Annotated in this window: 21 protein-coding genes; 13 read left to right on the top strand and 8 right to left on the bottom strand. The window is 73.4% G+C overall.

Going from position 1 to position 22,680, the window contains the following annotated elements:
- Positions 1 to 16: 16 nt before the first annotated feature.
- The gene (locus tag Pta02_RS07145) at positions 17 to 457 is read right to left on the bottom strand and encodes a hypothetical protein (protein ID WP_203873891.1); all 441 of its coding nucleotides are present in this window, start codon (positions 455 to 457) and stop codon (positions 17 to 19) included.
- A gap of 363 nt (positions 458 to 820) precedes the next feature.
- On the opposite strand from Pta02_RS07145, the gene pdxR reads away from it, so the two are divergent.
- Entirely contained in the window at positions 821 to 2,236 is a 1,416-nt protein-coding gene (gene pdxR / locus Pta02_RS07140; RefSeq protein WP_203873890.1) for a MocR-like pyridoxine biosynthesis transcription factor PdxR, read from the top strand.
- A gap of 135 nt (positions 2,237 to 2,371) precedes the next feature.
- The gene (locus Pta02_RS07135) at positions 2,372 to 3,208 is read left to right on the top strand and encodes a GNAT family N-acetyltransferase (RefSeq protein WP_203873889.1); all 837 of its coding nucleotides are present in this window, start codon (positions 2,372 to 2,374) and stop codon (positions 3,206 to 3,208) included.
- Between the two features lie 89 nt (positions 3,209 to 3,297).
- Here the strand turns inward: Pta02_RS07135 and Pta02_RS07130 are convergent, their stop codons facing one another.
- Positions 3,298 to 3,666 carry an STAS domain-containing protein gene (locus Pta02_RS07130; protein WP_203873888.1) on the bottom strand — a complete coding sequence of 123 codons (369 nt, stop codon included), beginning with the start codon at positions 3,664 to 3,666 and terminating at the stop codon, positions 3,298 to 3,300.
- A 402-nt stretch (positions 3,667 to 4,068) separates the two neighbouring features.
- On the opposite strand from Pta02_RS07130, the gene Pta02_RS07125 reads away from it, so the two are divergent.
- The 5 genes from Pta02_RS07125 to Pta02_RS07105 all read left to right on the top strand — a co-directional run bounded on the left by Pta02_RS07125 (position 4,069) and on the right by Pta02_RS07105 (position 10,974).
- Complete coding sequence (locus Pta02_RS07125) at positions 4,069 to 7,890, top strand: Pls/PosA family non-ribosomal peptide synthetase (protein WP_239129791.1); 3,822 nt, start codon at positions 4,069 to 4,071, stop codon at positions 7,888 to 7,890.
- Entirely contained in the window at positions 7,887 to 9,188 is a 1,302-nt protein-coding gene (locus tag Pta02_RS07120) for a M1 family metallopeptidase (protein WP_239129788.1), read from the top strand. Before Pta02_RS07125 ends, Pta02_RS07120 begins: the two co-directional genes overlap by 4 nt.
- Before the next feature lie 62 nt (positions 9,189 to 9,250).
- Complete coding sequence (locus Pta02_RS07115; protein ID WP_203873886.1) at positions 9,251 to 9,565, top strand: L-rhamnose mutarotase; 315 nt, start codon at positions 9,251 to 9,253, stop codon at positions 9,563 to 9,565.
- Positions 9,566 to 9,676: 111 nt separating this feature from the next.
- Complete coding sequence (locus Pta02_RS07110; protein ID WP_203873885.1) at positions 9,677 to 10,144, top strand: ribosomal maturation YjgA family protein; 468 nt, start codon at positions 9,677 to 9,679, stop codon at positions 10,142 to 10,144.
- A gap of 8 nt (positions 10,145 to 10,152) precedes the next feature.
- Positions 10,153 to 10,974 (top strand): Fpg/Nei family DNA glycosylase, encoded by an 822-nt coding sequence (locus Pta02_RS07105; protein ID WP_203873884.1) that lies wholly within the window; start codon positions 10,153 to 10,155, stop codon positions 10,972 to 10,974.
- 21 nt (positions 10,975 to 10,995) lie between these two features.
- Here the strand turns inward: Pta02_RS07105 and Pta02_RS07100 are convergent, their stop codons facing one another.
- Positions 10,996 to 11,862, bottom strand: coding sequence for a dihydrodipicolinate synthase family protein (locus Pta02_RS07100; RefSeq protein WP_203873883.1), 867 nt, complete (start codon positions 11,860 to 11,862; stop codon positions 10,996 to 10,998).
- Positions 11,863 to 11,934: 72 nt separating this feature from the next.
- Here Pta02_RS07100 and Pta02_RS07095 point away from each other — a divergent pair, with 72 nt between their 5' ends.
- Positions 11,935 to 12,825 carry a LysR family transcriptional regulator gene (locus tag Pta02_RS07095; RefSeq protein WP_203873882.1) on the top strand — a complete coding sequence of 297 codons (891 nt, stop codon included), beginning with the start codon at positions 11,935 to 11,937 and terminating at the stop codon, positions 12,823 to 12,825.
- Here the strand turns inward: Pta02_RS07095 and Pta02_RS07090 are convergent.
- Positions 12,776 to 14,194 (bottom strand): FAD-dependent oxidoreductase, encoded by a 1,419-nt coding sequence (locus Pta02_RS07090; protein WP_203873881.1) that lies wholly within the window; start codon positions 14,192 to 14,194, stop codon positions 12,776 to 12,778. The genes Pta02_RS07095 and Pta02_RS07090 overlap by 50 nt on opposite strands.
- A 9-nt stretch (positions 14,195 to 14,203) precedes the next feature.
- The gene (locus Pta02_RS07085; protein ID WP_239129785.1) at positions 14,204 to 15,073 is read right to left on the bottom strand and encodes a tryptophan 2,3-dioxygenase; all 870 of its coding nucleotides are present in this window, start codon (positions 15,071 to 15,073) and stop codon (positions 14,204 to 14,206) included.
- Positions 15,074 to 15,210: 137 nt separating this feature from the next.
- Between Pta02_RS07085 and Pta02_RS07080 the strand changes: the two genes are divergently transcribed.
- Positions 15,211 to 15,678, top strand: coding sequence for an Lrp/AsnC family transcriptional regulator (locus Pta02_RS07080; RefSeq protein WP_203873879.1), 468 nt, complete (start codon positions 15,211 to 15,213; stop codon positions 15,676 to 15,678).
- Between the two features lie 11 nt (positions 15,679 to 15,689).
- On the opposite strand, the gene Pta02_RS07075 is transcribed toward Pta02_RS07080, so the two are convergent.
- On the bottom strand, positions 15,690 to 16,844 hold the full coding sequence (locus tag Pta02_RS07075) for an alpha/beta hydrolase (RefSeq protein ID WP_203873878.1): 1,155 nt from the start codon (positions 16,842 to 16,844) through the stop codon (positions 15,690 to 15,692).
- Positions 16,845 to 16,940: 96 nt separating this feature from the next.
- Positions 16,941 to 17,627 carry a GntR family transcriptional regulator gene (locus Pta02_RS07070; RefSeq protein WP_203873877.1) on the bottom strand — a complete coding sequence of 229 codons (687 nt, stop codon included), beginning with the start codon at positions 17,625 to 17,627 and terminating at the stop codon, positions 16,941 to 16,943.
- Between the two features lie 90 nt (positions 17,628 to 17,717).
- Between Pta02_RS07070 and Pta02_RS07065 the strand changes: the two genes are divergently transcribed.
- The 4 genes from Pta02_RS07065 (at position 17,718) to Pta02_RS07050 (ending at position 21,430) form a co-directional block, all read left to right on the top strand.
- On the top strand, positions 17,718 to 19,031 hold the full coding sequence (locus Pta02_RS07065; protein WP_203873876.1) for an MFS transporter: 1,314 nt from the start codon (positions 17,718 to 17,720) through the stop codon (positions 19,029 to 19,031).
- 137 nt (positions 19,032 to 19,168) lie between these two features.
- Complete coding sequence (locus Pta02_RS07060) at positions 19,169 to 19,726, top strand: GNAT family N-acetyltransferase (RefSeq protein ID WP_203873875.1); 558 nt, start codon at positions 19,169 to 19,171, stop codon at positions 19,724 to 19,726.
- Positions 19,727 to 19,841: 115 nt separating this feature from the next.
- Complete coding sequence (locus Pta02_RS07055) at positions 19,842 to 20,657, top strand: sirohydrochlorin chelatase (RefSeq protein WP_239129782.1); 816 nt, start codon at positions 19,842 to 19,844, stop codon at positions 20,655 to 20,657.
- A gap of 74 nt (positions 20,658 to 20,731) precedes the next feature.
- The gene (locus Pta02_RS07050) at positions 20,732 to 21,430 is read left to right on the top strand and encodes an alpha/beta fold hydrolase (RefSeq protein ID WP_239129779.1); all 699 of its coding nucleotides are present in this window, start codon (positions 20,732 to 20,734) and stop codon (positions 21,428 to 21,430) included.
- A 16-nt stretch (positions 21,431 to 21,446) separates the two neighbouring features.
- Here the strand turns inward: Pta02_RS07050 and glgA are convergent, their stop codons facing one another.
- A complete protein-coding gene (glgA, locus tag Pta02_RS07045; protein WP_203873873.1) occupies positions 21,447 to 22,628 on the bottom strand; it encodes a glycogen synthase in 1,182 nt (393 codons plus the stop codon).
- Positions 22,629 to 22,680 lie beyond the last annotated feature (52 nt).

Genomic DNA, 22,680 nt, shown 5'->3' with positions numbered 1-22,680 from the left:
GGGGCGGAGGGGAGGACTACCGGACGGCCCCGATCCGGTATCGGCCCCCGTCGCCGCAGCAGAACTCGTAGTCCCTGGTCACATCCCCTTGCAGGATGACCCTGCCGATGACGTCGTTGGGATCGAGGTCGTCCACCTCGATGAGGCGCAGCGCGGCCTGGGGGCGGACGCACTTGTCCACCTCGACCCGCTGGCCTGCGGTCATCGACACGTAGCTCCCGCCCGCCGGCCAGATCTTGGCGCCATCGGCCTCGAGATAGACCTCGTCGCGGCCGTTCTCGCTGGTCGCAAGGGCCCGGATGCCGTCGAGGAACACGTTGCCGCCGCAGGCGAGCGCGGCGCTCTTCTCGTGGGCCGGACCGCCGTCGGCGACCGCCGCCGAGGCTCCGGTGAACGCGAGGCCTCCGGCCAGCGTGGTCACGGCCGCGAGCTTGGACAGTTTTCGCCAGGTACGCATGTCAGTTCCCTTCTGCCGCCTCGGCGCGGCACTCCCCGCCGCCGTTCGCCCGGGCATGGGAGCCTGGATCGCGGGGACGCCCGTCGAGAGCGTCGCCGCGGCCGCGTCAGGGGCCGTCGTGGATGTTTTCCCATGTCATCGGGGTCGCTCCCTCGCCGGTCACGCCGGTGATCCGCACCGGACCGTGAGCGGAGCGGGTGCACTCCCGATGAGGTGCGAGCCAAGCGTTCGGCTGCTTCGGAGCTGTTTCGGATCAGCTTCACCGTTCGTCGCGGGCTGCACCGTCTTCGACGCTACGGTGAACATGGCCTCCTCAACAGGTCCAAGCACAGCACTCCCGGCCAGACCAAGTTGGAGTGGGCGATGGAGCTGTTCATCGATCCCGACGCTGACCGCAGCGTGACCCGGCAGTTGTACGAACAGATCCGTGACGCGATCCTGAGCGGCCGGCTGGGCCCGGGCGAGCGCCTGACGCCGTCGCGGGCTGTGTCCGCCGAACTCGGCATCGCCCGCTCGACGGTCACGGACGCCTACGAGTCTCTGGCGGCGGAGGGGTACATCGAAGGCCGGGCCGGCGGCGGTACCGTCGTCGCCGGCGGGCACGGGTCATACCCGCGGAGCCCGCCGCCCGGTGCGCTCGCCCCGACGCCGCGCAGCGCGGCGCTTCGGCGCTACGACGACGACCCGCAGGCCGAGGCCGCCTTCGACCTGCGGCCCGGCCGGGTCGACCCGCGCCTGTTCCCCGCCGTCGTGTGGCGCCGGTGCGTGCTGTCCGGCCTGCGCCGAGTCTCGGCCCAGTACGGCGACCCCGCCGGGACCTTCGACCTGCGCGCAGCGTTGTCGCGCTGGCTGGCCAGTTCGCGGGGCATCACCCTGACGCCGGAGCAGATGGTGGTGACCGCTGGCACCGGGCACGCGATCGACCTCGTGGCCAGGGTCCTGCTCTCCCCCGGCGACGTGGCCGGCGTGGAAGAGCCCGGGTATCCGCCGGTGCGGGAACTGCTGCGCTCCCACGGCGTCGACGCGGTAGGCGTGCCGGTCGACGAACACGGCATCGTGGTCGACGCGATCCCCCCGGCCGCGCGTCTGGTGTATGTCACGCCGTCGCACCAGTACCCGCTCGGCGTGGTTCTGTCCCGCCGTCGCCGGCTGGAGCTGCTGCACTGGGCGGGCCGGCACGGCGCGGCCATAGTGGAAGACGACTACGACAGCGAGTTCCGGCACACTACGCGCCCGCTCGAACCCCTGCACCGCCTCGACCGGGACGGACGTGTGATCTACGTCGGCACCTTCAGCAAGATCCTGAGTCCCGCGTTGCGGATGGGGTTCCTGGCCGCCCCCGTGACGCTGGTCCCGGCCATCGTCGCCGTACGCCAGGCGATCGACTGGTGCCCCCCGCCGGCCACCCAGGAGGCGCTGACCGGCTTCGTCGACGGAGGCCATCTGGGCCGCCACCTGCGGCGGGTGCGGGCGGCCTACACTCCGCGCTTCCACCGCGTCTACCGCGAACTGCTCGACCGGCTCCCGGCGGATTACCGGCCGTTGCAAACCCACGCCGGTCTGCACCTGGCCGTGGTCGGCCCGGACACGGCGTCGCAGGACGACCCGGCCCACGCCCTCCTTCGGCACGGGATTCTCGTCGCCTCGCTGCGCCGCTCCTACCAGAACCCCGGGCCGGTCACGGGATTCCTCGTCGGCTTCGGCGCCCTGCCGACCGAACAGACCGCCGCCGCTGTAGACGCCCTCGCCACCGGCATCACCGCTCTCACCGGCAGGTGATCAACAGGATTCTGTGATGATCCCGGACAGGGGCGCCCTGGCGGGATGACCTCCGCGACGGGTCCCCTGCTCGCTCCGTGACGGCTCTTGCGAAGGGGGCTCGCCTCGTCGGGTGGGCGGTGGCACACTTCGGGCATGAGGTGGCTCTTCGCCACGGACGTCACCGACTTCCCCGCGGCGGCCGAGGAATGGCTCCGCGGTGACCCGGTGCGCGCCACGGTGCCGCTGACCGTGCTGGCGCGGATGCGCCGCGGGGTGTGGAGTGACGGGGTGCTCCTGGGCTGGCTGGTCTCCGGCGGATCCGGCCGGGAGGTGTGCGGCGTCGCGCTGCACACTCCTCCCTATCCGCTCCTGCTGTCCGATCTGCCCGATGAGGCGGTGGCCCCGCTCGCCGAGGCGCTGCGTGGTCGTGATCTGTCGGGTGTGGACGGGCCCGTGCCCCAGGTCGAGTCGTTCGCCGCGGCGTGGGGCAGGCCCGCGCGGGAGCGGATGTCCATGCGGCTGTACCGCCTGGGCACGCTCCGGGACGCCGCGGCCGCCGGGACCGCCGGGACCGCCCGCCTGGCCGATCGCGACGATCTCGACCTGGTCGCCGGATGGCACCACGCGTTCTTCGCCGAGGCCGAGCCCGGCGGTCTCGACGACGACATCGCCGCCCGGGTGGAGACCCGGATCCTCGACCGGGAGCTGGTGCTGTGGGAGGCCGCCCGGTCGCCGGTGGCGCTGGCCGGGTTCTCCACGCCGATCGCCGGGATGTCGCGTATCGGTCCCGTCTACACCCCGCCGGGTTTCCGGCGGCGCGGGTACGGCGCCGCCGTGACCCACGCCGCCACGCGGATCGCCCTGGAGCGGGGAGCCGGGTACGTGCTGCTCTTCACCGACCTGGCCAACCCCACCTCGAACTCGATCTACCAGGCCCTGGGTTACCGGCCCGTCGGCGACCACGCGATGGTCTACTTCGACCAGGAGTGAGCCTCGGAACGACAGACGGGTCCGGGATTCACCCGTCCGGGGTGTGTTCTCCGGATCCCCGCTACGGCGAGGATCCGGAAAAACGCACTCTAGGCCGCGCCGACTCCGAACACCTCGGCCAGCTCCATCTGGGTGCACAGACGCGCCAGCCGTGGAGGCAGTCCGATGATTCTCAGGTGGCCGGAGACCGTGGCGAGCCGCCAGCGGATGCCCAGCAGCAGGTTCCATCCGGCGCCGTCGCAGGAGTCGAGCGCGCTGGCGTCGAGGATGAGGAAGCGGTGGCCCTCGTCCACCAGCTCGGTCAGCACGCCGCCGAGGATGCAGGCCGTCGACATCGTCAGGTCTCCGACGAGTGTGACGATCGTCTGCTCCGTACCGGAGCCGACCACGAGCTTCAGGTCGACGGCGCGTGAGGGGAGGACGGCCGGGGGCAGGGACGCGGGAGGGAGTGGCCGCACGGGTTCTATCTCCGGCGGGAGCGCGGCAGGCGGCATGAGCACCGGCGGGACCGCAGCGGCAGGACCAGCCTCGGAAAAGGCAAGACTTCCCATAGCGACCAACTTCCTCGGAAGAACGGTAAATGCGTGCTAACCACACAGATGGGAGGTTTCTGGCTATTTACCCGGGAATGATGCTATATCACTTTGAGTAGCTACGCCATTACAGCGCAGCATAATCGCAAGATGAGGAATCTCACTTCAGGCACAGGAATAGCCACGCCGCCGGTCGCCGTTGAGGTATGAGGCAGCGAGTGGCGTCCCAGGCCGGCATGAGACCGCGCGCAATCTGACGGGAGTCACGATCATGCGACCTGGAGAACCGTTTTGCACTCAGCCCCCGCCCTCATCGAGCATGCGCCCGTGAAGCCCACGCCTGCGCGGGCGCTCTTCCCCGGAGGGCCGGCCCCCGCCACGCGGACGCTGCTCGATGTCCTCGACGAGACCGTCCGGCGCTGTCCCGGCGCCACCGCCCTGGACGACGGGCGGATCCGCCTGGACTATCTCGGCCTGCGCGCCGAGGCCGAGCGGCTCGCCGGTGAGCTGCGGCAGGCGGGCATCGGCCGCGGCGACCGGGTCGGGGTGCGGGTGCCGTCGGGCACGACCGGTCTCTACGTCGCCATCCTGGCCGTGCTCACCGCGGGAGCGGCCTACGTGCCGGTGGACGCCGACGACCCCGACGAGCGGGCGGAGCTGGTCTTCTCCGAGGCGCGGGTCGCCGCGGTCATCACCGAGGGCGAGAAGATCGTCGTCCACGACCCGTGGAGCCGGCAGGCCGCCGCGGCCGAGCGGCCGGGCCCGGACGACGACGCGTGGATCATCTTCACCTCCGGCTCGACCGGCAAGCCCAAGGGCGTGGCGGTCAGTCACCGCAGCGCGGCGGCGTTCGTGGACGCCGAGGCGGGGCTGTTCCTGCAGCACGAGCCCATCGGCCCCGGCGACCGGGTGCTGGCCGGTCTCTCGGTGGCCTTCGACGCCTCCTGCGAGGAGATGTGGCTGGCCTGGCGGTACGGGGCCTGCCTGGTCGCCGCGCCCCGCGCGCTGGTGCGCACCGGCATGGACCTCGGGCCGTGGCTGGTCGAGATGGGCATCACGGTCGTGTCGACGGTGCCGACGCTGGCGGCCCTGTGGCCGGCCGAGACCCTCGACGACGTCCGGCTGCTGATCTTCGGCGGCGAGGCCTGCCCGCCCGAGCTGGCCGAGCGGCTGGCCGTACCGGGACGCGAGGTGTGGAACACCTACGGCCCCACCGAGGCGACGGTGGTGGCCTGCGCGGCGCCGCTGACCGGGCAGGGACCGGTCAGGATCGGGCTGCCGCTGGACGGGTGGGACCTGGCCGTCGTGGGCCAGGACGGCGAACCGGTCGCCATGGGCGGGACCGGTGAGCTGGTCATCGGCGGAGTGGGCCTGGCCCGCTATCTCGACCCCGTCAAGGACGCCGAGAAGTACGCCCCGCTGGAGTCCCTCGGCTGGGAACGGGCCTACCGCAGCGGCGACCTCGTCCGGGCCGAGCCCGAGGGGCTGCTCTTCTGCGGGCGGGCCGACGAGCAGGTCAAGCTCGGCGGGCGCCGGATCGAGCTGGGCGAGGTGGACGCCGCCCTGCAGGCGCTGCCCGGGGTCTCCGGCGCGGCCGCCGCGGTCCGCACGACCGGCGGCGGGCACCAGCTGCTCGTCGGGTACGTCGTGGCGGGCGAGGACTTCGACCAGCGGGAGGCCGGGGACCGGCTGCGCGAGGCGCTGCCCGCCGCGCTGGTGCCGCGGATCGCGCTGGTGGACGCCCTGCCGACCCGCACCTCCGGCAAGATCGACCGGGACGCCCTGCCGTGGCCGCTGCCCGGCTCCGCCGTACAGGAGAGCGGCCCGGACGCCGCCGCGGACGCCGACCCGTGGGTGGTGGAGCGCTGGCGCGACGTCCTCGGCGTCACCGCGGGCGACTTCTTCGCCGAGGGCGGGACCAGCCTGGCCGCGGCCCGGCTGGTGGCGGCGCTGCGCGAGCGCTATCCGGCGGTGACCGTCGGCGACGTCTACGACAACCCGACGCTCGGCGAGCTCGCCGCGCACCTGGGCGCGCCGCAGGCCCCGCAGGCCGCGGGCGAGGAGCGGGCCGTCGCGCCGATGCCGCGCCGGGCCGCGATCGCGCAGGCCGCGCTCACCGTGCCGCTGCTGACCGTGGGCGCGCTGCGCTGGGTGGTCGGCCTGGCCGTGTTCGGCAACCTCTCCGGCGTTTCGTGGGCGCCGACCGCGCCGTGGTGGCAGATCGCGCTGGGCGCCCTGCTGTTCGTCACCCCCGCCGGGCGGATCGCCCTGGCCGCGGCCGGGGCGCGGTCGCTGCTGCGCGGCCTGCGTCCGGGCACCCATCCCCGGGGCGGGGCGGTCCACCTGAGGCTGTGGTTCGCCGAGCGGCTGGCCGAACGGCTGGGCGTGGCCGAGATCTCCAGCGCCCCCTGGCTCACCCACTACGCCCGCGCGCTGGGCGCCCAGGTCGGGGCCGACGCGGACCTGCACTCCGCGCCGCCGATCACCGGCATGCTCAGGCTGGGCAGGAACGCCGCGGTCGAGCCCGAGGTGGACCTGAGCGGCTACTGGGTCGACGGCGACCTGGTGCACGTCGGCGAGATCAGGATCGGCGCGGGCGCCACGGTCGGCGCCCGCTCCACGCTCCTGCCCGGCGCGCGCGTCGGCAAGAACGCCCAGATCCTGCCGGGTTCCGCGGTGGCCGGCGCGGTGCCGTCCGGGCAGCGCTGGGCGGGGGTGCCGGCCGTGCGGACCGGCAAGGCGCGTCAGTTCGCGGACCGTCCCCCGCGCTCCCGGCGCTGGGAGGCGGTCTACGGGGTCTCCGCGCTGGCGCTCGGGCTCCTGCCGCTGGCCGCCGCCGTACCCGGCCTGCTGCTGCTGGCGCGCGGCACCACCCTCACCGAGGTTCTGTACGCCGTACCGCTGGCCACCGTCGCCTCCATGGCGGCCTTCGCGCTGACCGTCCTGGTGACGGTGCGGCTGCTGTCGATCGGGCTGAGCGCCGGGCTGCACCCGGTGCACGGCCGCCAGGCCTGGCAGGCGTGGGCCACCGGCCGCCTGATGTCCATGGCGCGCAGCTGGCTCTTCCCGCTGTACGCGAGCATGGCCACCCCCGTGTGGCTGCGCGCCCTGGGCATGAAGGTCGGCCGGGACGCCGAGCTGTCCACGGTGCTGGCGCTGCCGTCGATGACCTCGGTCGGCGAGGGGGCCTTCCTGGCCGACGACACGATGGTCGCGCCGTACGAGCTGGAGGGCGGGTTCTTCCGGGTGGGCCGGGTGCGGATCGGCAAGCGCGCCTTCCTCGGCAACTCCGGGATGACCGCGCCCGGCCGCAAGGTCCCCAAGGACGGGCTGGTCGCGGTGCTGTCGGCCGCCCCGAAGAAGGCCAGGGCCGGATCGTCCTACCTCGGCATGCCCCCGGTCGAGCTGCGCCGCACCGCCGGGGAGACCGACCGCAGCCGCACCTACGACCCGCCGGCGCACCTGAAGGCCGCCCGCGCCGCGGTGGAGCTGTGCAGGCTCCTGCCGGCGATGGGCACGCTCGCGCTGGCCGTGCTCGTGGCCGCGGCGCTGGCGTGGATCACCTCGATGTACGGCTTCGCGGCCGCGGCCCTGTCGGCCGGGATCGTGGCGGCGGGCGCGGGCGTGCTCGCCGCGGCGGTCACCACGGCCGCCAAGTGGGTGCTCGTCGGGCGGATCTCGGCCGGTGACCGGCCGCTGTGGAGCCCTTTCGTGTGGCGCAACGAGCTCGCCGACAACTTCGTGGAGGTGCTGGCCGCCCCGTGGTTCGCCCGGCCGTGGCTGGGGACGGCCCCGTTCAACGCCTGGCTGCGCTCGATGGGCGCGCGGATCGGCCGGGGCGTGTGGTGCGAGACCTACTGGCTGCCGGAGATCGACCTGGTCTCCCTGGGCGACGGCGTGTCGGTCAACCGGGGATGCGTTCTGCAGACCCACCTGTTCCACGACCGGGTCATGAGCATCGATACTGTCCTCCTGCGGAACGGCGCGACGCTCGGCCCGCACGGGGTGATCCTGCCCGCGGCGGCGATCGGCGAGAACACCACGGTCGGCCCGGCGTCCCTGGTGATGCGCGGCGAGTCCGTGCCCCGGGGGACGCGCTGGTTCGGCAACCCGATCGCAGCATGGACGGCGCGTACCCAAAGGACGTGAGTCAGGTTCAGAGCACCACCACCCGACGCCCCTACTTTCCGGCGCACGGCGACGACGGCTACCGGGTCGGGCACTACGACCTCTTCCTGGACTACCGCATCACCTCCAACCGGCTGAGCGGCATCGCCCGGTTGTCGGCGACCGCCTCCCGGCCGCTGGAGCGTCTCTCCCTGGACCTCGGCGCCTTCCGGGTGAGCGCGGTGCTGGTCGACGGCCGCGCGGTGCGTTTCACCCATCGCGCCGGCAAGCTCCACCTCACGCCCAAGCGGCCGGGCCCCGGGCCGGGGCCGTTCACCGTCGAGGTCCACTACTCGGGCGCGCCCCGGCCGGTCTCCAGCCACTGGGGGGAGCTCGGCTGGGAGCAGCTCGACGACGGCGTGATCGTGGCCAGCCAGCCGATCGGGGCCCCCTCGTGGTTCCCCTGCAACGACCGGCCGGACGACAAGGCCTCCTACCGGATCGAGATCACCGCCCCCGCGGCGTACACGGTGGTCGCCAACGGGGAACTGGCGGGCAGGCGGCGGGCGGCCTCGGCCGTCCGGTGGGTGTACGAGCAGGCCGAGCCCATGGCGACCTACCTGGCGAGCGTGCAGATCGGCCGCTACCAGCCGACGGAGCTCGGGCCCCGGATGCGCCTGTTCCATCCCGGCAGGCTCGGCGCCCGCGCGCGCAACGACTTCGGGCGCCAGGACCGGATGATGGCCCTGTTCACCGAGCGGTTCGGCCCCTACCCGTTCGCCTCCTACACCGTCGTGGTGACCGAGGACGAGCTGGAGATCCCGGTCGAGGCGCAGGGCATGTCGATCTTCGGCTCGAACCACGTGGACGGCGCGCGGGGCGAGGAACGGCTGGTCGCCCACGAGCTGGCGCACCAGTGGTTCGGCAACAGCCTGACGGCGGCCGACTGGCGGGACATCTGGCTGCACGAGGGGTTCGCCACCTACGCGGAGTGGATGTGGTCGGAGGTCTCCGGCGGTCCGTCGACCACCGCGCACGCCGCCCACTGGCACCGCCAGCTCTCCGCCCTCCCCCAGGACCTCGTGCTCGCCGACCCCGGCGTGCGCGACCTGTTCGACGACCGCGTCTACAAGCGGGGCGCCCTGGCGCTGCACGCCCTGCGCACCTACCTCGGCGATCTGGCGTTCTTCTCACTGCTGCGCACGTGGACGACGGAGAACCGGCACGGGTCCGTCACCACGGAGATGTTCGTCGACCTCGCCCGGCAGTACGATCCGCGCTCGCCCGAGTCGTTCTTCGCGGCCTGGCTGTACGGCTCCCGCCTGCCTCCGCTGCCCTGAACCCGAAAGGCAAGATTGGTCGGATGACTGCTATAACGGTCTTCGACCAACGGAGGTAGCGCATGCGCGTGGCGTTGCACACCCGGATCAGGCCGGGCAGGGAGCGGGAGTACGAGCAGGCCCACCGGGAGGTCCCCGCCGAGCTGGTGGAGGCGATCCGGCGGGCCGGCGCGCACGAGTGGACGATCTGGCGCAGCGGTCCGGAGCTGTTCCACCTCATCGAGTGCGACGACTACGAGGCGCTGCTGGCCTCCCTGGCCGATCTGCCGGTCAACATCGCCTGGCAGGCCCGGATGGGCGAGCTGCTGGAGGTCTCGCACGACTACTCCGGCGAGGGCGGAGCCAAGACCCTCCCTGCGGTGTGGCGGCTCCCCTGACTCGCCTCCCCTGACTCGCCTCCCCTGACTCGCCTCCCCTGACGGCAGCTTTCCTGATGGCGGCTCCCCCGACGGCGGCTCCCGCACCGGGCGCGCCGCTATCGTGGGTCGGTGCACGCCGCCCTCCGATCCCGCCTGCCCGCCGCACTGGCGGCCGTCCTGACCGTCGCCGCCGGGCTGACCCTGCGCGCGACCGTCGACGGCTGGTTCGGCGAGTACGGCGGGGACGCCCTCTACACCGTGCTGGTCCACACGCTGATCGTGTTCGTGTGGCCCCGCGTCACGCCGGTCAGGGCCGCGGCCGGAGCGCTGGCGTTCAGCTGGGCGGTGGAATTCGCCCAGCTCACCCCGGTGCCCGCCGCGCTGTCCGAGACGAGCACGCTGGCCAGGCTGGTGCTCGGCAGCACCTTCGGCGCGCCCGACCTGGCCGCCTACGCCGCCGGTGCCGCCCTGGCCGCGGCCGTCCACGCCCTGCTGCGGCGCGGGCCCGCCGCTCCCCCGCCCGGCGACGCCGACAGATCAGACAAAACTAGCGGATCGGACAGCGCCGAGATCGGACAGCACCGGCAGACCGGATAACCTGCACCATGCCCGAAGGACACACCATCCACCGCCTGGCCGCCGAGCACCGGCGGCTGTTCGCCGGCCGCACCCTCCGCGCCGAGAGCCCTCAGGGCAGGTTCGCCGCCGGGGCCGGGCGGATCGACGGCCGGGTGCTGCGGGAGGCCGACGCGCACGGCAAGCACCTGCTGCTCGGCTTCGACGACGACCGCTGGCTCCACGTGCACCTGGGCATCTACGGCAAGTACGCCTTCGCCCCCACCCCGGCGCCCGCCCCCGTCGGCGAGGTGCGGCTGCGCCTGACCGGCGACGGGCACTACGCCGACCTGCGCGGCCCCAACACCTGCGAGCTGCTGGAGCCCGAGGAGGTCAAGGCCCTGCACGCCCGCCTCGGCCCCGACCCGCTGCGCGCCGACGCCGACCCCGGCCTCGCCTGGCGGCGGATCTCCCGCAGCCGCACCTCCGTCGCCGCCCTGCTGATGGACCAGTCGGTGGTGGCGGGGGTGGGCAACATCTACCGGGCCGAGGTGCTGTTCCGGCAGGGCGTCGCCCCGGCCACGCCGGGCCGGGAGCTGACCCGCGGGCAGTGGGAGGCGATCTGGGCGGACCTGGTGGTCCTCATGCGGGACGGCGTGCGGGCAGGCAGGATCGACACGGTACGGCCCGAGCACACGCCCGAGGCGATGGGCCGCCCGCCCCGGGTGGACGACCACGGCGGCGAGGTCTACGTCTACCGCCGTTCGGGCATGCCGTGCCTGGTGTGCGAGAGCGAGGTGCGCACCGAGGCGCTCGTCGGCCGCAACCTCTTCTGGTGCCCCGGCTGCCAGGTCCCGGCCGGACGGGTCTGACGGCCCGCCCGTCCCGTACGCTCACAGCAGCCGCAGGACCGCCTCGACGGACTCCGCTCGGGCGGGCAGGAGCGGCAGCCGTACCGCCGCGGTGGGGATGCGGCCCCGGGCGTGCAGCACGCCCTTCAGCACGGTCGGATTGGGCTCGGTGAACAGCGCCGCCGCCATGACCGACAGGCGGTGGCCGAGGGCGCGGGCGCGGGCGACGTCTCCGGCCCGCCAGGCCTCGGCGAGCTCCACGAAGCGGGCGGTGCGCAGGTGGGCGGAGGCGACGATGCCGCCGGGGGCGCCCAGGGCGAGCATCGCGGAGAAGAACGGGTCGTCCCCGGCGAGGACCGCGAAGTCCGCGGGCGGGTCGGCCAGCAGGGCGACGGTGTCGGCGTCGACGCCGCCCACCGCGTGCTTGACCCCGGCGACCATGGGCAGCTCGCCGATCTCGCGCATCGTGGCGGCGCCCACGGACTGGCCGGTCCGGTAGGGGATGTTGTAGACGATCAGCGGCACCGGGGTCCGCTCGGCCAGCGCGGTGAAGTGGGCCAGGACCCCGGCCTCGGACGGGCGGACGAACGACGGCACGGTGACCAGCGCGGCGTCCGCCTCGCCTTCCAGGGCGCGCAGCGCCTCGATCGAACCGCGCGTGTCGGCCGACCCGGCCCCGACGGTCAGCCTCGCCCCGTGCTCCCGGCAGGCCCGGCCGCAGATCTCGACGACCGTACGGCGTTCCTTCTCCGTGAGCGTGACGACCTCGGCGGTGGTGCCGAGCGCGACCAGCCCGGCCGCCCCGTCGTCGAGTACGGCGTGCGCCAGGGCCTCCAGCGCTTCGGCGGCGATCTCGCCGGTCTCGGCGAAGGGGGTGATCATGGGGACGTGGACACCGGAGAGATTCATGCCTCCGAGCCTGACGGCTGCCGACCATGCAGGTCCAGTTCGCGTTTCTGTCGGAAACGTTAAGCTGATCTGATGCTCGACGTCCGACGCCTCCGTCTCCTGCGTGAACTCTCCCGCCGGGGCACGATCGCCGCGGTGGCCGAGGCCCTGACGTTCACCCCGTCGGCGGTCTCCCAGCAGCTGGCCGCCCTGGAACGGGAGGCCGGGGTGGCGCTGCTGGAGCGCACCGGCCGCCGGGTGGTGCTGACCCCGGCGGGGATCGCGCTGGTCGGGCACGCCGAGGCCGTGCTCGAACGGCTGGAGCAGGCCGCGGCGGAGCTGGCGGCCGCCCGGACCGGCCTGACCGGGACCTTGAGGATCGGCGCCTTCCCCACGGCCACCCGGGTCCTGCTTCCCCCGGCCCTGGCCGCCCTGGCCGGGGAGCATCCGGCGCTGGAACCGATGGTCGAGGAACTCGACCCCGCCGAGGTCGCCCCCCGCCTGCGCGCCGGCGACCTGGACGTGGCCCTGGTCCACGAGTACGACTTCGTCCCCGCCGCCCCCGACCTCGCCCTGGACACCCTCCCCCTCCTCGACGAGCCCATGTACCTCGCCACCCCCGCCTCGGCGGGCGGGGCCACGCTCGCGGACTGCCGGGGCGAGCCGTGGATCCTGTCCACACCGGGCACGCTCTGCCACGCGATGACCGTGCGGGCCTGCCAGGCCGCCGGGTTCGCCCCCAGGGCCCGGCATCACGTCGACGACTTCGGCACGGTCCTGGCGATGGTCTCGGTCGGTCAAGGGGTGGCGCTGGTGCCGGAGTTCGGCGCGGCCGACCCGCCCGGCGGCGTCCGGCTCACCCCGTTGCCCATGCGCCGCCGTACCCTCGTCGCCTTCCGCCGCGGAGCCGCCGGCCACCCCGCGATCGCCGCGTTCACCGCCGCCCTGCGGTCCTGCTCCCCGGTGACCGCGTCGCGGGCGTGACGGGCCTGCGCCACCGGCGCAGCAGGGCCCCGGCGCCCAGGGCGGCGCCCGCCGCGCCGAGGGCCGCGGTGACGGTCGCGGCGGCGGTCCAGCGACGCTGGCGGGCCATGCGGCGCTCGACGTCGGCGTACGGGACCGTGCTGAAGGAGACCAGCTCGTAGCGCGAGACGTAACGCCCCGGCAGGGCGCGTTCCAGGGCGTGCTCGGCGCGCTTGCGGGCCAGGAAGGCGCGGGAGGCGACCTTGTCGCGCATCTCGACGAAGTTGTCCAGGGCCAGGCGGGCGATCGTGTCGGCGTTGACCTTGCGGCGGCTCTCGTACAGCGCCAGCGCCGCGGCGTAGTCGTCGCCGCTCTCCGTCAGGCAGCGGTCCAGCTCGACGCAGTCCTCGAAGCCGCAGTTGGCGCCCTGGCCGTAGAACGGGACGATCGCGTGGGCCGCGTCGCCGATGAGCCCGGCCATGGCGGCTCTGCCGCGGACCGTCCAGGGGGCGCACCGGACCGTGACCAGGTGGCCGATCGGGTTGAGGGCGTAGTCGGCCGCCAGGTCCGGGATGAGCGCGCGGGCGTCGGGATAGTGCTCGGCGAAGTGGGCCGTGACCTTCTCCGGCGTGCCCAGCTCGGCGAGCTGCCGATGCGGCCAGAACAGCGTGCAGGTGAAGGAGCGGTCCGGGTTGGGCAGGGCGATCATCATGGACCGGCCGCGCGGCCAGATGTGCAGCGCCCCGGGGTCCATGGCGAAGTCCCCGCCCCTGGCCGGGATGGTGAGCTCCTTGTAGCCGTAGTCCAGATACTCCTGGTGCAGGTCGAAGCCCGGCCGGGTCTGCAGCTGGGCCCGCACCGCGCTGCCCGCGCCGTCCGCGCCGAGGATCACCGGGGAGACGGCGGTGACGCTCCCGTCTGGGGTGGCGAACTCCATCGCGCCGGTGTCGGGGTCGAGGGCGGTCAGCCGGTGCCGGAAGCGCAGCCGCGTCCCCGGCAGGGCGCTCACCGCCTCCAGCAGCGTGCGGTTCAGCGCGGCCCGGCTGATGGAGTTGATCGCCCGGCGGCCGTCGGCGCTGTAGGGCTGGAAGCTGAGCGTGCCGTCGGCGGCGTGCATCATCCGGCCGGGCATCGGCAGCGCGGCCTTGAGCACGGCCTCGTCCAGGCCGACCCGGCGCAGGGCGTCCAGGCCCCGCGCCGAGAGCGCCAGGTTGATCGAGCGCCCCCGCTCCGCCCCCGCCTCACGCGGGTCGGGCCGCCGCTCGTAGAGCGTCACCGCGTGCCCCCGGCGGGCCAGGAAGCAGGCGGCCAGACAGCCGACCAGGCCCGCTCCGACGACGGCCACTTCGACGGGGGCCGCCTCTGCGGGGGCGCCGGGGGGAGCGTCCACTCTGCCACCTCACATGAGTGTGCGTGCCGTCCAGAGTTCGGGGAAGATCTCGCGTCGCATGCTCCGCTCCAGCCAGCTCAGCCCGCTGGACCCGCCCGAGCCCGGCTTGGCGCCCATGGAGCGGCGCACCGCCATCAGGTGCCGGTAGCGCCAGTCGGAGAACTGCTCGGCCAGGTCGGTGAGCGCCTCGGCCAGCGGCGCGAGCGGCCCGCCGTACACCTGCACCCAGACCGCCTCCACCCGGGAGTCGGGCTGGTACTCGGCCGAGAAGTCCCGTTCGAGGACCTCCCGCGGCACCGCGTGGCCGGCGCGGGCCAGGAAGGCCAGCACCGAGTCGTACAGGCTCGGCCGCGACAGCGCCTCCACCAGCTCGGCGTAGGCCTCGGCGTTGCGGCGGTGCGGGCGGGTGAGCGCCTCGGACTTGTTGCCGAGCAGGAACTCCACGTGGCGGTAGGAGGCCGACTGGAAGCCCGACGCCTCGCCGAGCGCGTCGCGGAACTGGTTGAACTGCGCGGGGGTCAGCCAGCTCAGCGACGCCCACGCGGCGTTGAGGGCCTCGAAGTGCCGGACCGTGCGCTTGATCGTCGTGATCGCGGCGGTGGCGTCGTCATCGTCGAGCTGCCGCTGGGCCAGTTGCCACTCCGACTTCAGCAGGCCGAAGTAGAGCTCCATCACCTGGGTGGTGACCAGGAACGCGAGCTCTTCCGGGCTGTCGGTGACGGTGTGCTGGAGCCGGTGCAGGGTGGCCGTGCCCACGTAGTCGTCGTACGGCGTGGCGGAGTCGAACCCGAGGGTGGGCAGGCCTTGGTTGGCCCTGGCCCGTTCGGCCCGCTCCCGTTCGGCCCGCTCCCGTTCGGTGCGCTGCCGGATATTGCTCACTTGCCTCTCCTTTGTCCCCTTCCATACTGGCCCTGATTGACCCATGCGGAAATAATGCAACAAAGGTGATTTTGCTGATGACCTTGGGTTCGTTAAGCCCGCAGGCCCCGACGGTTACGGAATGACGGAGTGTGACGATGGACGCGATGGACTGGGCACTGCTCGCCGAGCTGCAGGCCGACGCGCGCCTGTCCTACAGCGAGCTCTCCCGGCGGGTGCATCTGTCGGCCCCGGCGGTGGCCGAGCGGGTGCGGCGGCTGGAGGAGGCCGGGGTGATCGTCGGATACCACGCGCGGGTGGACCCGGCGCTGGCCGGGCGCGGCGTGGCGGCGCTGATCAGGATGTCGTGCTACGGCCCGCGCTGCGTGCTCCGCGACGAGCAGGCGCTGGCCTGGCCGGAGATTCTGGAGGTGCACCGGGTGACCGGGGAGACCTGCTGCCTGCTACGGGTGGCGGCGGCGTCGATGACCGCGTTCGAGGAGCTGATCGACAGGCTGGCGCCGTACGGGCATCCGTCGAGCATGATGGTGCTGTCCAGTCCCGTGCCGTGGCGTCCGCTCACCGCCGCCGAGCACGGCCCCCGCGGCGACCGTCACGGCCACTAGCACGGCGGCCGTCACAGTCTGTACTCGGCGATGGCCCCGGCCGTCGCGCGCCAGATCGGCGAGGCGGGATCGATGACGTCGAAATGGCTGCCTGACATCTCCAGGTATGTCACCTCGTCACCGGCCGCCTGGGCGGCGCGCGCGTACCGGCGGCCCAGGTCGACCAGGTCGAGGTCGTCCCCGCCGCCCTGGACGATGAGCTGGCGCACCTTCAGCGGGAGGCGCTCCATCGGGCTGGAGCGGGCGTAGAGGGCCGGCACCTCGGCGGCCGATCCCCCCAGGGCGGCCGCGACCGCGCCCGCGCCCAGGTGCCTGCGCTCGCCCTCGACCAGGTCGAGCACCCCGGCCAGGGAGACGGCCAGGCAGACCCGCTGGTCGTCGGCCGCGGCGCGCAGGGCGAGCTGACCGCCGGCCGAGTGGCCGATCACGATGACGGGACCCCGCGCGCCGTCGGCGGCCAGGGCGACCCCCGCCGCCACGTCCCCGGTCGTCGCGGCCCACCCGTGCAGATCGGGCCGGCGGTACTCCAGGTTCCAGGACGCGAAGCCGCGCTCGGCCAGGTCGGCGCAGAGGGCGTCCATCAGGTCCGCGGCCCAGACCGACCGCCAGTAGCCGCCGTGCAGCACGACCGCCGTCGGGACCGCCCCGGGAACCGCGTCCCCGTCCGCCCGCGGCGTCTGCGCCGGGTCCTTCTCCGCCTCCGCCCGCCCGGGCTCCGGCGGGAGCCGTACCTCGGCCCACTGGTCGGGGTGCGGGCCGTAGGCGACCCTGCGGGCGGGCCGGCGCAGCCGGTGCACGGCGTGGCGGATCGCCCAGGCCAGTCCCCACACCCCCCGGCCGTGCAGGTGGGCGGGGCGCGGGGCCGTGGCGCCCTCTCCGGGCTCATACGGTCCCGCGGCGGGGCCGAGCCTGCCGAGGTCGAGCCAGACGGCCCGGGGATGGGCGGGGATGAGGGCCCGGGCCTCGGGACTGGGACCGGGAAGGACGACCAGAGTCTCGGACGAGGCCAGCGCCTCGCGCAGCGCGGAGACCCCTGAGACGGACGAGACCGTCCCGTGCACGCCCAGGGCGGTGAACTCCCGGTCGGCGACCTCGGTGAGCAGCCGGAGGTCGGCCACCAGCCCGGGACCGGCGATGACGCGGATGGAAGGGACGGACGGGGTCATCCGCCCATTGTCACTCACCCCGCCGTGGTCACGAATAAGACACGTGCGCCTCGCGCGCTCCCTGCCGTCCCTATCCCCGCACGCCCGGCCGCCCCCTCACGCGCGGGGCGTGTAAGCCTGCACGAGCAGCTTCTCGGCGTCGCCGAGATAGGCCTCCAGGGCCCGCCCGGCCTCCTCGGCGCGGCCGGACTCCAGCAGCTCCAGCAGCTCGCGGTTGCGCGGCACGAACGGCTCGTGGAAGGCCCGGGGGTTGTCCATCACGTGGAACACCAGGCGCAGCTCGGCCAGGAGCTGGCGCATGGTCTCGTTCAGGCGGGGGCTGCCGTTGAGCGCGGCCAGGTTCTGGTGGAAGCGGATGTTGGCGGTGCCCACGTCCTGCCAGCGGTCCTCCCGCGCGGCCCGGTCCGCCTCGGCGACGGCGTCCCGGATCGCGGCGAACGCGGCGGGTGAGGCGTCGCGGCTGTGCCGTACGGCGGCGCCCTCGATCACCCGGCGCACCCGGTAGAGGTCGGCCACGTCCTCGGCCGACAGCACGCGCACGAACACCCCGCGGTTGAGCCGGTGCTCCAGCAGGCGCTCGTGGCCGAGCAGCCGGAAGGCCTCGCGCAGAGTGTTGCGGGAGACGCCGAGAGCCGCGCCGATCGCCTCCTCCGACAGGCGCTGCCCCGGGGTGAAGAGCCCCTCGGCGATCCGGTCGCGCAGGATGTCGGCGACCCGCTCGGCGGTGCTGCTGCGGCCGAGGCGGTCACGGTCGTGCTCGAGTTCGGCGACGGCGTTGTCCACGGCATCACAGAATCATCGAACATGCCTATTGTCGAATTGTTCAACGATCCTTATGTTGAAGGACAGTCCCCCATGTAAGGAGCGAGTGCGATGGCAGGCTCCCAGACCAGGCGGGTCATCGTGGCCGGCCTGATCGGCACCTCACTGGAGTGGTACGACTTCTTCCTGTACGGCTCGGCCGCCGCCCTGGTCTTCGGCAAGCTCTTCTTCCCCACCTTCGAACCGCTGACCGGGACGCTGCTGGCGTTCCTGACCTACGCCGTCGGGTTCGTCGCCAGACCGCTGGGCGGCATCGTGGCCGGTCACTTCGGCGACCGCGTCGGCCGTAAGAACGTGCTGGTGGCGACCCTGCTGCTGATGGGGATGTCGACCTTCCTCATCGGCCTGGTGCCCGGCTACGCCACGATCGGCGTCGCCGCGCCGCTGCTGCTGGTCCTCCTGCGCTTCGTGCAGGGCCTGGGCCTGGGCGGCGAGTGGGGCGGGGCCGTCCTGATGTCCATCGAGCACGGCAGCCCCCGGCGGCGCGGGTTCAACGCCAGCTGGCCGCAGGTCGGCGTGCCCGCGGGCAACCTGCTGGCGGCCGGGGTGCTCGGGGTGATGTCCGCGGCGCTGCCGGAGGAGGCGTTCCTGAGCTGGGGCTGGCGGGTGCCCTTCCTGCTGTCGGGCGTACTGGTGGTCGTCGGCCTGTGGATCCGGCTGCGGATCGTGGAGTCCCCGCTGTTCGCCGAGGTCGAGCAGAGCGGCAGGAAGGCGAAGATGCCGCTGGTGGAGGTGCTGCGCACCCACCCGCGCGAGCTGGGCTCGGCCTTCCTGGCGCGCATCGGCGTGGACGTCGCCTTCTACACCTTCGTCACCTACAGCCTCTCCTATGTCAGCGACACCCTCGGACTGGACCGGAGCGTGGCCCTGAACGCGGTGCTGATCGGCTCGGCGGTGCAGCTCTTCCTCATCCCGATGTTCGGCGCGCTGTCGGACCGGGTGGGGCGCAGACCGGTCTACCTGGGCGGGGTGATCGCCGCGGCGGTCTGGGTGTTCGCCTTCTTCCCGCTGCTGGAGACGGGCTCCTTCCCGGTGATCGCGCTGGCCATGATCGTGGCGCTGGCCTGCCACGCCGCGATGTACGGCCCGCAGGCGGCGTTCATCGCCGAGCTGTTCAGCACCCGGCTGCGCTACAGCGGCGCCTCGATGGGCTACCAGGTGGCCGGGATCTTCGGCGGGGCGCTCGCCCCGATCATCGCCCTGCAGCTGTTCGAGACGTTCGGCACCGCCCTGGCCGTCTCCCTGTACGTGGTGGCGGCGCTGGCGGTCACCGCGGTCGGGCTGGCGCTGGCCCCCCGCATCCGGGAGGCGGAGTTCACCGGCGGACGGGAGACGCCGACCGGGGCCGTCCCCCGCGAGACCTGAGTCCCGTCACGGGAAAAGGGGCCGCGGGCAGCGGGGACGGCCGTTCCCCGTCACCCGCGGCCCGATCCTTATCCCCCGATAGCTACAGACCGGAAAGACGCCTGGCACTGTGACTCCCGAGGCGTTAGCGTCTCCGCATGCGCGATGTTGTTTTCTCCGGCAAGAGACTCGGACTGAGGGAAGTGACGATCGCCGACGCCGACGCGTTGCACGCCGTCTACGGAGACCCGGCGGCCACCGAGCACCTGCCGTTCGACCCGCGCACCCGCGAGGAGGTCGTGGACATCGTCGCCGAGGCGATCGCGGCCGCCGGAGCGGACCCCCGGCGGCTCTACGTCCTGGCGGTGACCGACCGGGAGAGCGGCGAGGTGATCGGCGTCGCCCGGCTGCACATCGAGGCCGACCACCCGCACAGCGCGGAGATCGGCCTCGGGCTGCGTCCCGACCACTGGGGGCGGGGCATCGGCACCGACCTGATCCGGCTGCTGCTGGTGTTCGGCTTCAAGCACCTGCGCCTGCACCGCATCTGGGGCGCCCGCTCCCCCGCCAACACCGCCGCCCAGCTGGCGATGCTCGTCGCCGGCATGGTCGAGGAGGGCAGGATCCGCCATCACGTGCGCGCCCGCGGCTCCTGGCGCGACTCCGTCGTCCACTCCGCCCTGGAGGACGAGTGGGAGGGCGACCGGGACGTCTGAACCCGCGCGGAAGTGATCGATGAGGACCGTGTTCGTCGGTGTGTCAGCGGGTTGTGACGGAATTGCTGCCATTTCTGACAACGAAGCGGGCGAAATGGCCCTAGAGTTCGCGCGTGTGAGTGAGAGTTCCAGCCTCCCCGTGCGCGGGCGCGCCGTCCGGCCCTCCGGCCGGCACCGCAGGCCCGTGCCCTCCCAGCTCCCGCCCGAGGCGCCCGCCCTGGTACTGGCCGTACCCGGCGACGCCGCGGGCGTCGCCGCCGAGCTCGCCGCCATGGTGCGCGTGGACAACCCGCAGATCGAGGTCTGCCTGGCCGGCCTCGGTGAGGACGCCAAGGAGCTGACCTCCGCGCTGGAAGCCGCCGCCCGCACCAGGCCGGCGGACGGCGTGGCCGCCATCGTGGTACCGCTGCTGACCGGCCCGCATCCCGTCGCCGACCGGCTCATCGCCAAGGCGGTCGCGGAGAGCGGGGTGAACGTGACGGTCACCGCCTCGCTCGGCCCGCACCCGCTGCTGGCGGAGGCCCTGCACATCCGGCTGGCGGACAGGGGCCTGGCCCGGGCCGACCGGATGCGGCTGCTCAACATCTCCAGCCCGGTGGACGCGGTCATCCTGGCCACGACCGGCGGCGAGAACGCCGTGGTCGAGGCCCAGCCGACCGCCGTGCTGCTGGCCTCGCGCCTGACCCTGCCCGTCCTGGTCGCCTCCCTGGACGGCACGCCCACCGTCGCCGACGCGGCCCAGCGGCTGCGCGGCATCGGCGCCCAGCGGATCGCCCTGTCCCCCTGCCTGATCGGCCCCGAGGCCGACCCGGCGCTGGCGGCCTCGGTGGCCGCGGAGATCGGCGCCGAATTCGCCGACCCGCTCGGCGCCCACGGGCTCATCGCCGACCTGGCGGCCCGCGCCTACGGAAGCGTGCTGGCCGAGGACTGAAAGACGCCTACCCGCGGCCGGGCGGGCACCTGCCCGGCTCTTCGGTTGTCGGGCTGCTCCGTTACGGTGCGGCCATGGCGAATTTCGTACTGGTCGCAGGCGCACGGCTCGGGGCGTGGGCGTGGGACGAGGTGGTGCCGGATCTACGCGCGGCCGGCCACGGCGCCCACCCGTTGACGCTGTCCGGTCTCGCCGACAAGCGGGGCGTGCCGGCCGGGCAGCAGACCCACGTCCGGGACATCGTCGACGAGGTCGAAGGGCGGGATCTGCGCGACGTCGTCCTGGTGGGTCACAGCTACTCGGGCATCCCGGTCGGTCAGGCCGCGGAGCGGATCGGCGACCGGCTGGCCCACGTGGTCTTCGTCGATTCCAGCGTTCCGGCCGACGGTGAGGCGTTCGTCGCCGCCTGGCCGGACGGCGGGACGGCGGTGAAGGCGTCGATCGCCGAGAACGGAGGGTTCTGGCCGCTCGCGTCCGCGGCCCACTACGACGGCCACGGCCTCACCGACGAGCAGATCGCACGGATCCTGGCCGGCTCGACGCCGCACCCCGGCGCCACGCTGACCGAGCCCGCCGTGCTGGCACGGCCGCTCGACGAGCTCCCGGCGACGTACGTCCGATGCCTGCTCACCGGAGACGAGCTCGGCCACGACGTGGCCGAGCTGCTGACCGGCGGGCACTGGCGGCTGGCCGAGATGGACACCGGCCACTGGCCGATGTTCTCCCGGCCGCGCGAACTGGCGCAGATCCTCCTGCGGGCAGCCGGGGAGTGAGCGCGGCCCCGCCCCTCTACCGGGCCGCCCCGACGGTCCGGTAGAGCTCCATCGTGCGCTCGGCGATCCGCGCCCAGGAGAAGTGCTCCACGGCCCGGACCCGACCGGCCCTGCCCATCCCCGCGGCCAGCTCCGGGTCGGCCAGCAGCCGGTTGACCCGCTCGGCGATGTCGGCGGCGAAGCGGTCCGGGTCGTCCGGGGTGCCGTCGGAGGCGCTCTGGGCGATGGGGACCAGCAGGCCGGTCTCGCCGTCGGCCACAACCTCGGGGATGCCGCCGGTGGCGGTGGCCACCACGGCGGTCTCGCAGGCCATGGCCTCCAGGTTCACGATGCCCATCGGCTCGTAGACCGAGGGGCAGACGAACACGGTGGCGTGGGTGAGGATCTGGATCACCTCGGGGCGCGGGAGCATCTCCGAGATCCAGATGACGCCGTCCCGGTCCAGGCCCCGTACCAGCGAGGTCACCTCCTCGGCGATCTCGGGCGTGTCGGGCGCGCCGGCGCAGAGCACGAGCTGGGCCTCGGGCAGGAAGTCCCGCGCGGCGTGCAGGAGGTGGACCAACCCCTTCTGGCGGGTGATCCGGCCCACGAAGACGACGTACGGCCTGCGCTCGTCGATGCCGTGCTTCTTCAGCACGTCGGTGCCCCGGTCGGGGGCGTACTCCTGCGTGTCGATGCCGTTGTGGATCACCGAGACCCGCTCGGCGGGGATCTCCGGATAACAGGCGAGCACGTCGCGCCGCATCCCCTCGGACACCGCGATGATCGCGTCCGCGCTCGCCAGGGCGGTCCGCTCGGCCCACGACGAGAGCGTGTATCCGCCGCCCAGCTGCTCGGCCTTCCACGGCCGCAGCGGTTCCAGGCTGTGCGTGGTGACCACGTGCGGCGTGCCGTACAGCATCTTGGCCACGTGCCCGGCGAAATTGGCGTACCAGGTGTGGCTGTGCACCAGGTCGGCGCCCTCGCACCCGGCGGCCATCTCCAGATCCACGCCGAGCACCTGGAGCGCGGCGTTGGCCGTCTCCAGCCCGCCCGGCACCCGGTAGGCCTCGACTCCGGACTCCGATCGCGGCGCCCCGAAGCAGCGGACGCGGGCGTCGGCCAGCCGTCTCAGCTCCGCGGCGAGGTATTCGACATGCACCCCCGCTCCACCGTAGACCTCGGGCGGATATTCACGGCTCAGCAGATCGACGCGCATGTGCGCAGCTTAGTGTTTAAGGGGTCTCGGGCGTGTTTCAGGGCTCTCCGGC

Origin of the sequence: Paraplanobispora takensis (genome assembly GCF_016863195.1) — a bacterium.
Classification (GTDB): Bacteria; Actinomycetota; Actinomycetes; order Streptosporangiales; family Streptosporangiaceae; genus Planobispora; species Planobispora takensis.
Note: the sequence above shows the minus strand (reverse complement) of the source record. Positions and strands in the feature narration are given on the sequence as shown.

What these genes read in the sequence shown, in the direction of transcription:
- Pta02_RS07115 (WP_203873886.1), top strand. Translation starts at nt 9,251, where the DNA reads ATGCGCGTGGCGTTGCACACCCGGATCAGGCCGGGCAGGGAGCGGGAG.
- glgA (WP_203873873.1), bottom strand. Translation starts at nt 22,628, where the DNA reads ATGCGCGTCGATCTGCTGAGCCGTGAATATCCGCCCGAGGTCTACGGT.
- Pta02_RS07095 (WP_203873882.1), top strand. Translation starts at nt 11,935, where the DNA reads ATGCTCGACGTCCGACGCCTCCGTCTCCTGCGTGAACTCTCCCGCCGG.
- Pta02_RS07105 (WP_203873884.1), top strand. Translation starts at nt 10,153, where the DNA reads ATGCCCGAAGGACACACCATCCACCGCCTGGCCGCCGAGCACCGGCGG.
- Pta02_RS07075 (WP_203873878.1), bottom strand. Translation starts at nt 16,844, where the DNA reads ATGACCCCGTCCGTCCCTTCCATCCGCGTCATCGCCGGTCCCGGGCTG.
- Pta02_RS07080 (WP_203873879.1), top strand. Translation starts at nt 15,211, where the DNA reads ATGGACGCGATGGACTGGGCACTGCTCGCCGAGCTGCAGGCCGACGCG.
- Pta02_RS07060 (WP_203873875.1), top strand. Translation starts at nt 19,169, where the DNA reads ATGCGCGATGTTGTTTTCTCCGGCAAGAGACTCGGACTGAGGGAAGTG.
- Pta02_RS07065 (WP_203873876.1), top strand. Translation starts at nt 17,718, where the DNA reads ATGGCAGGCTCCCAGACCAGGCGGGTCATCGTGGCCGGCCTGATCGGC.
- Pta02_RS07135 (WP_203873889.1), top strand. Translation starts at nt 2,372, where the DNA reads ATGAGGTGGCTCTTCGCCACGGACGTCACCGACTTCCCCGCGGCGGCC.
- Pta02_RS07145 (WP_203873891.1), bottom strand. Translation starts at nt 457, where the DNA reads ATGCGTACCTGGCGAAAACTGTCCAAGCTCGCGGCCGTGACCACGCTG.
- Pta02_RS07050 (WP_239129779.1), top strand. Translation starts at nt 20,732, where the DNA reads ATGGCGAATTTCGTACTGGTCGCAGGCGCACGGCTCGGGGCGTGGGCG.
- Pta02_RS07100 (WP_203873883.1), bottom strand. Translation starts at nt 11,862, where the DNA reads ATGAATCTCTCCGGTGTCCACGTCCCCATGATCACCCCCTTCGCCGAG.
- pdxR (WP_203873890.1), top strand. Translation starts at nt 821, where the DNA reads ATGGAGCTGTTCATCGATCCCGACGCTGACCGCAGCGTGACCCGGCAG.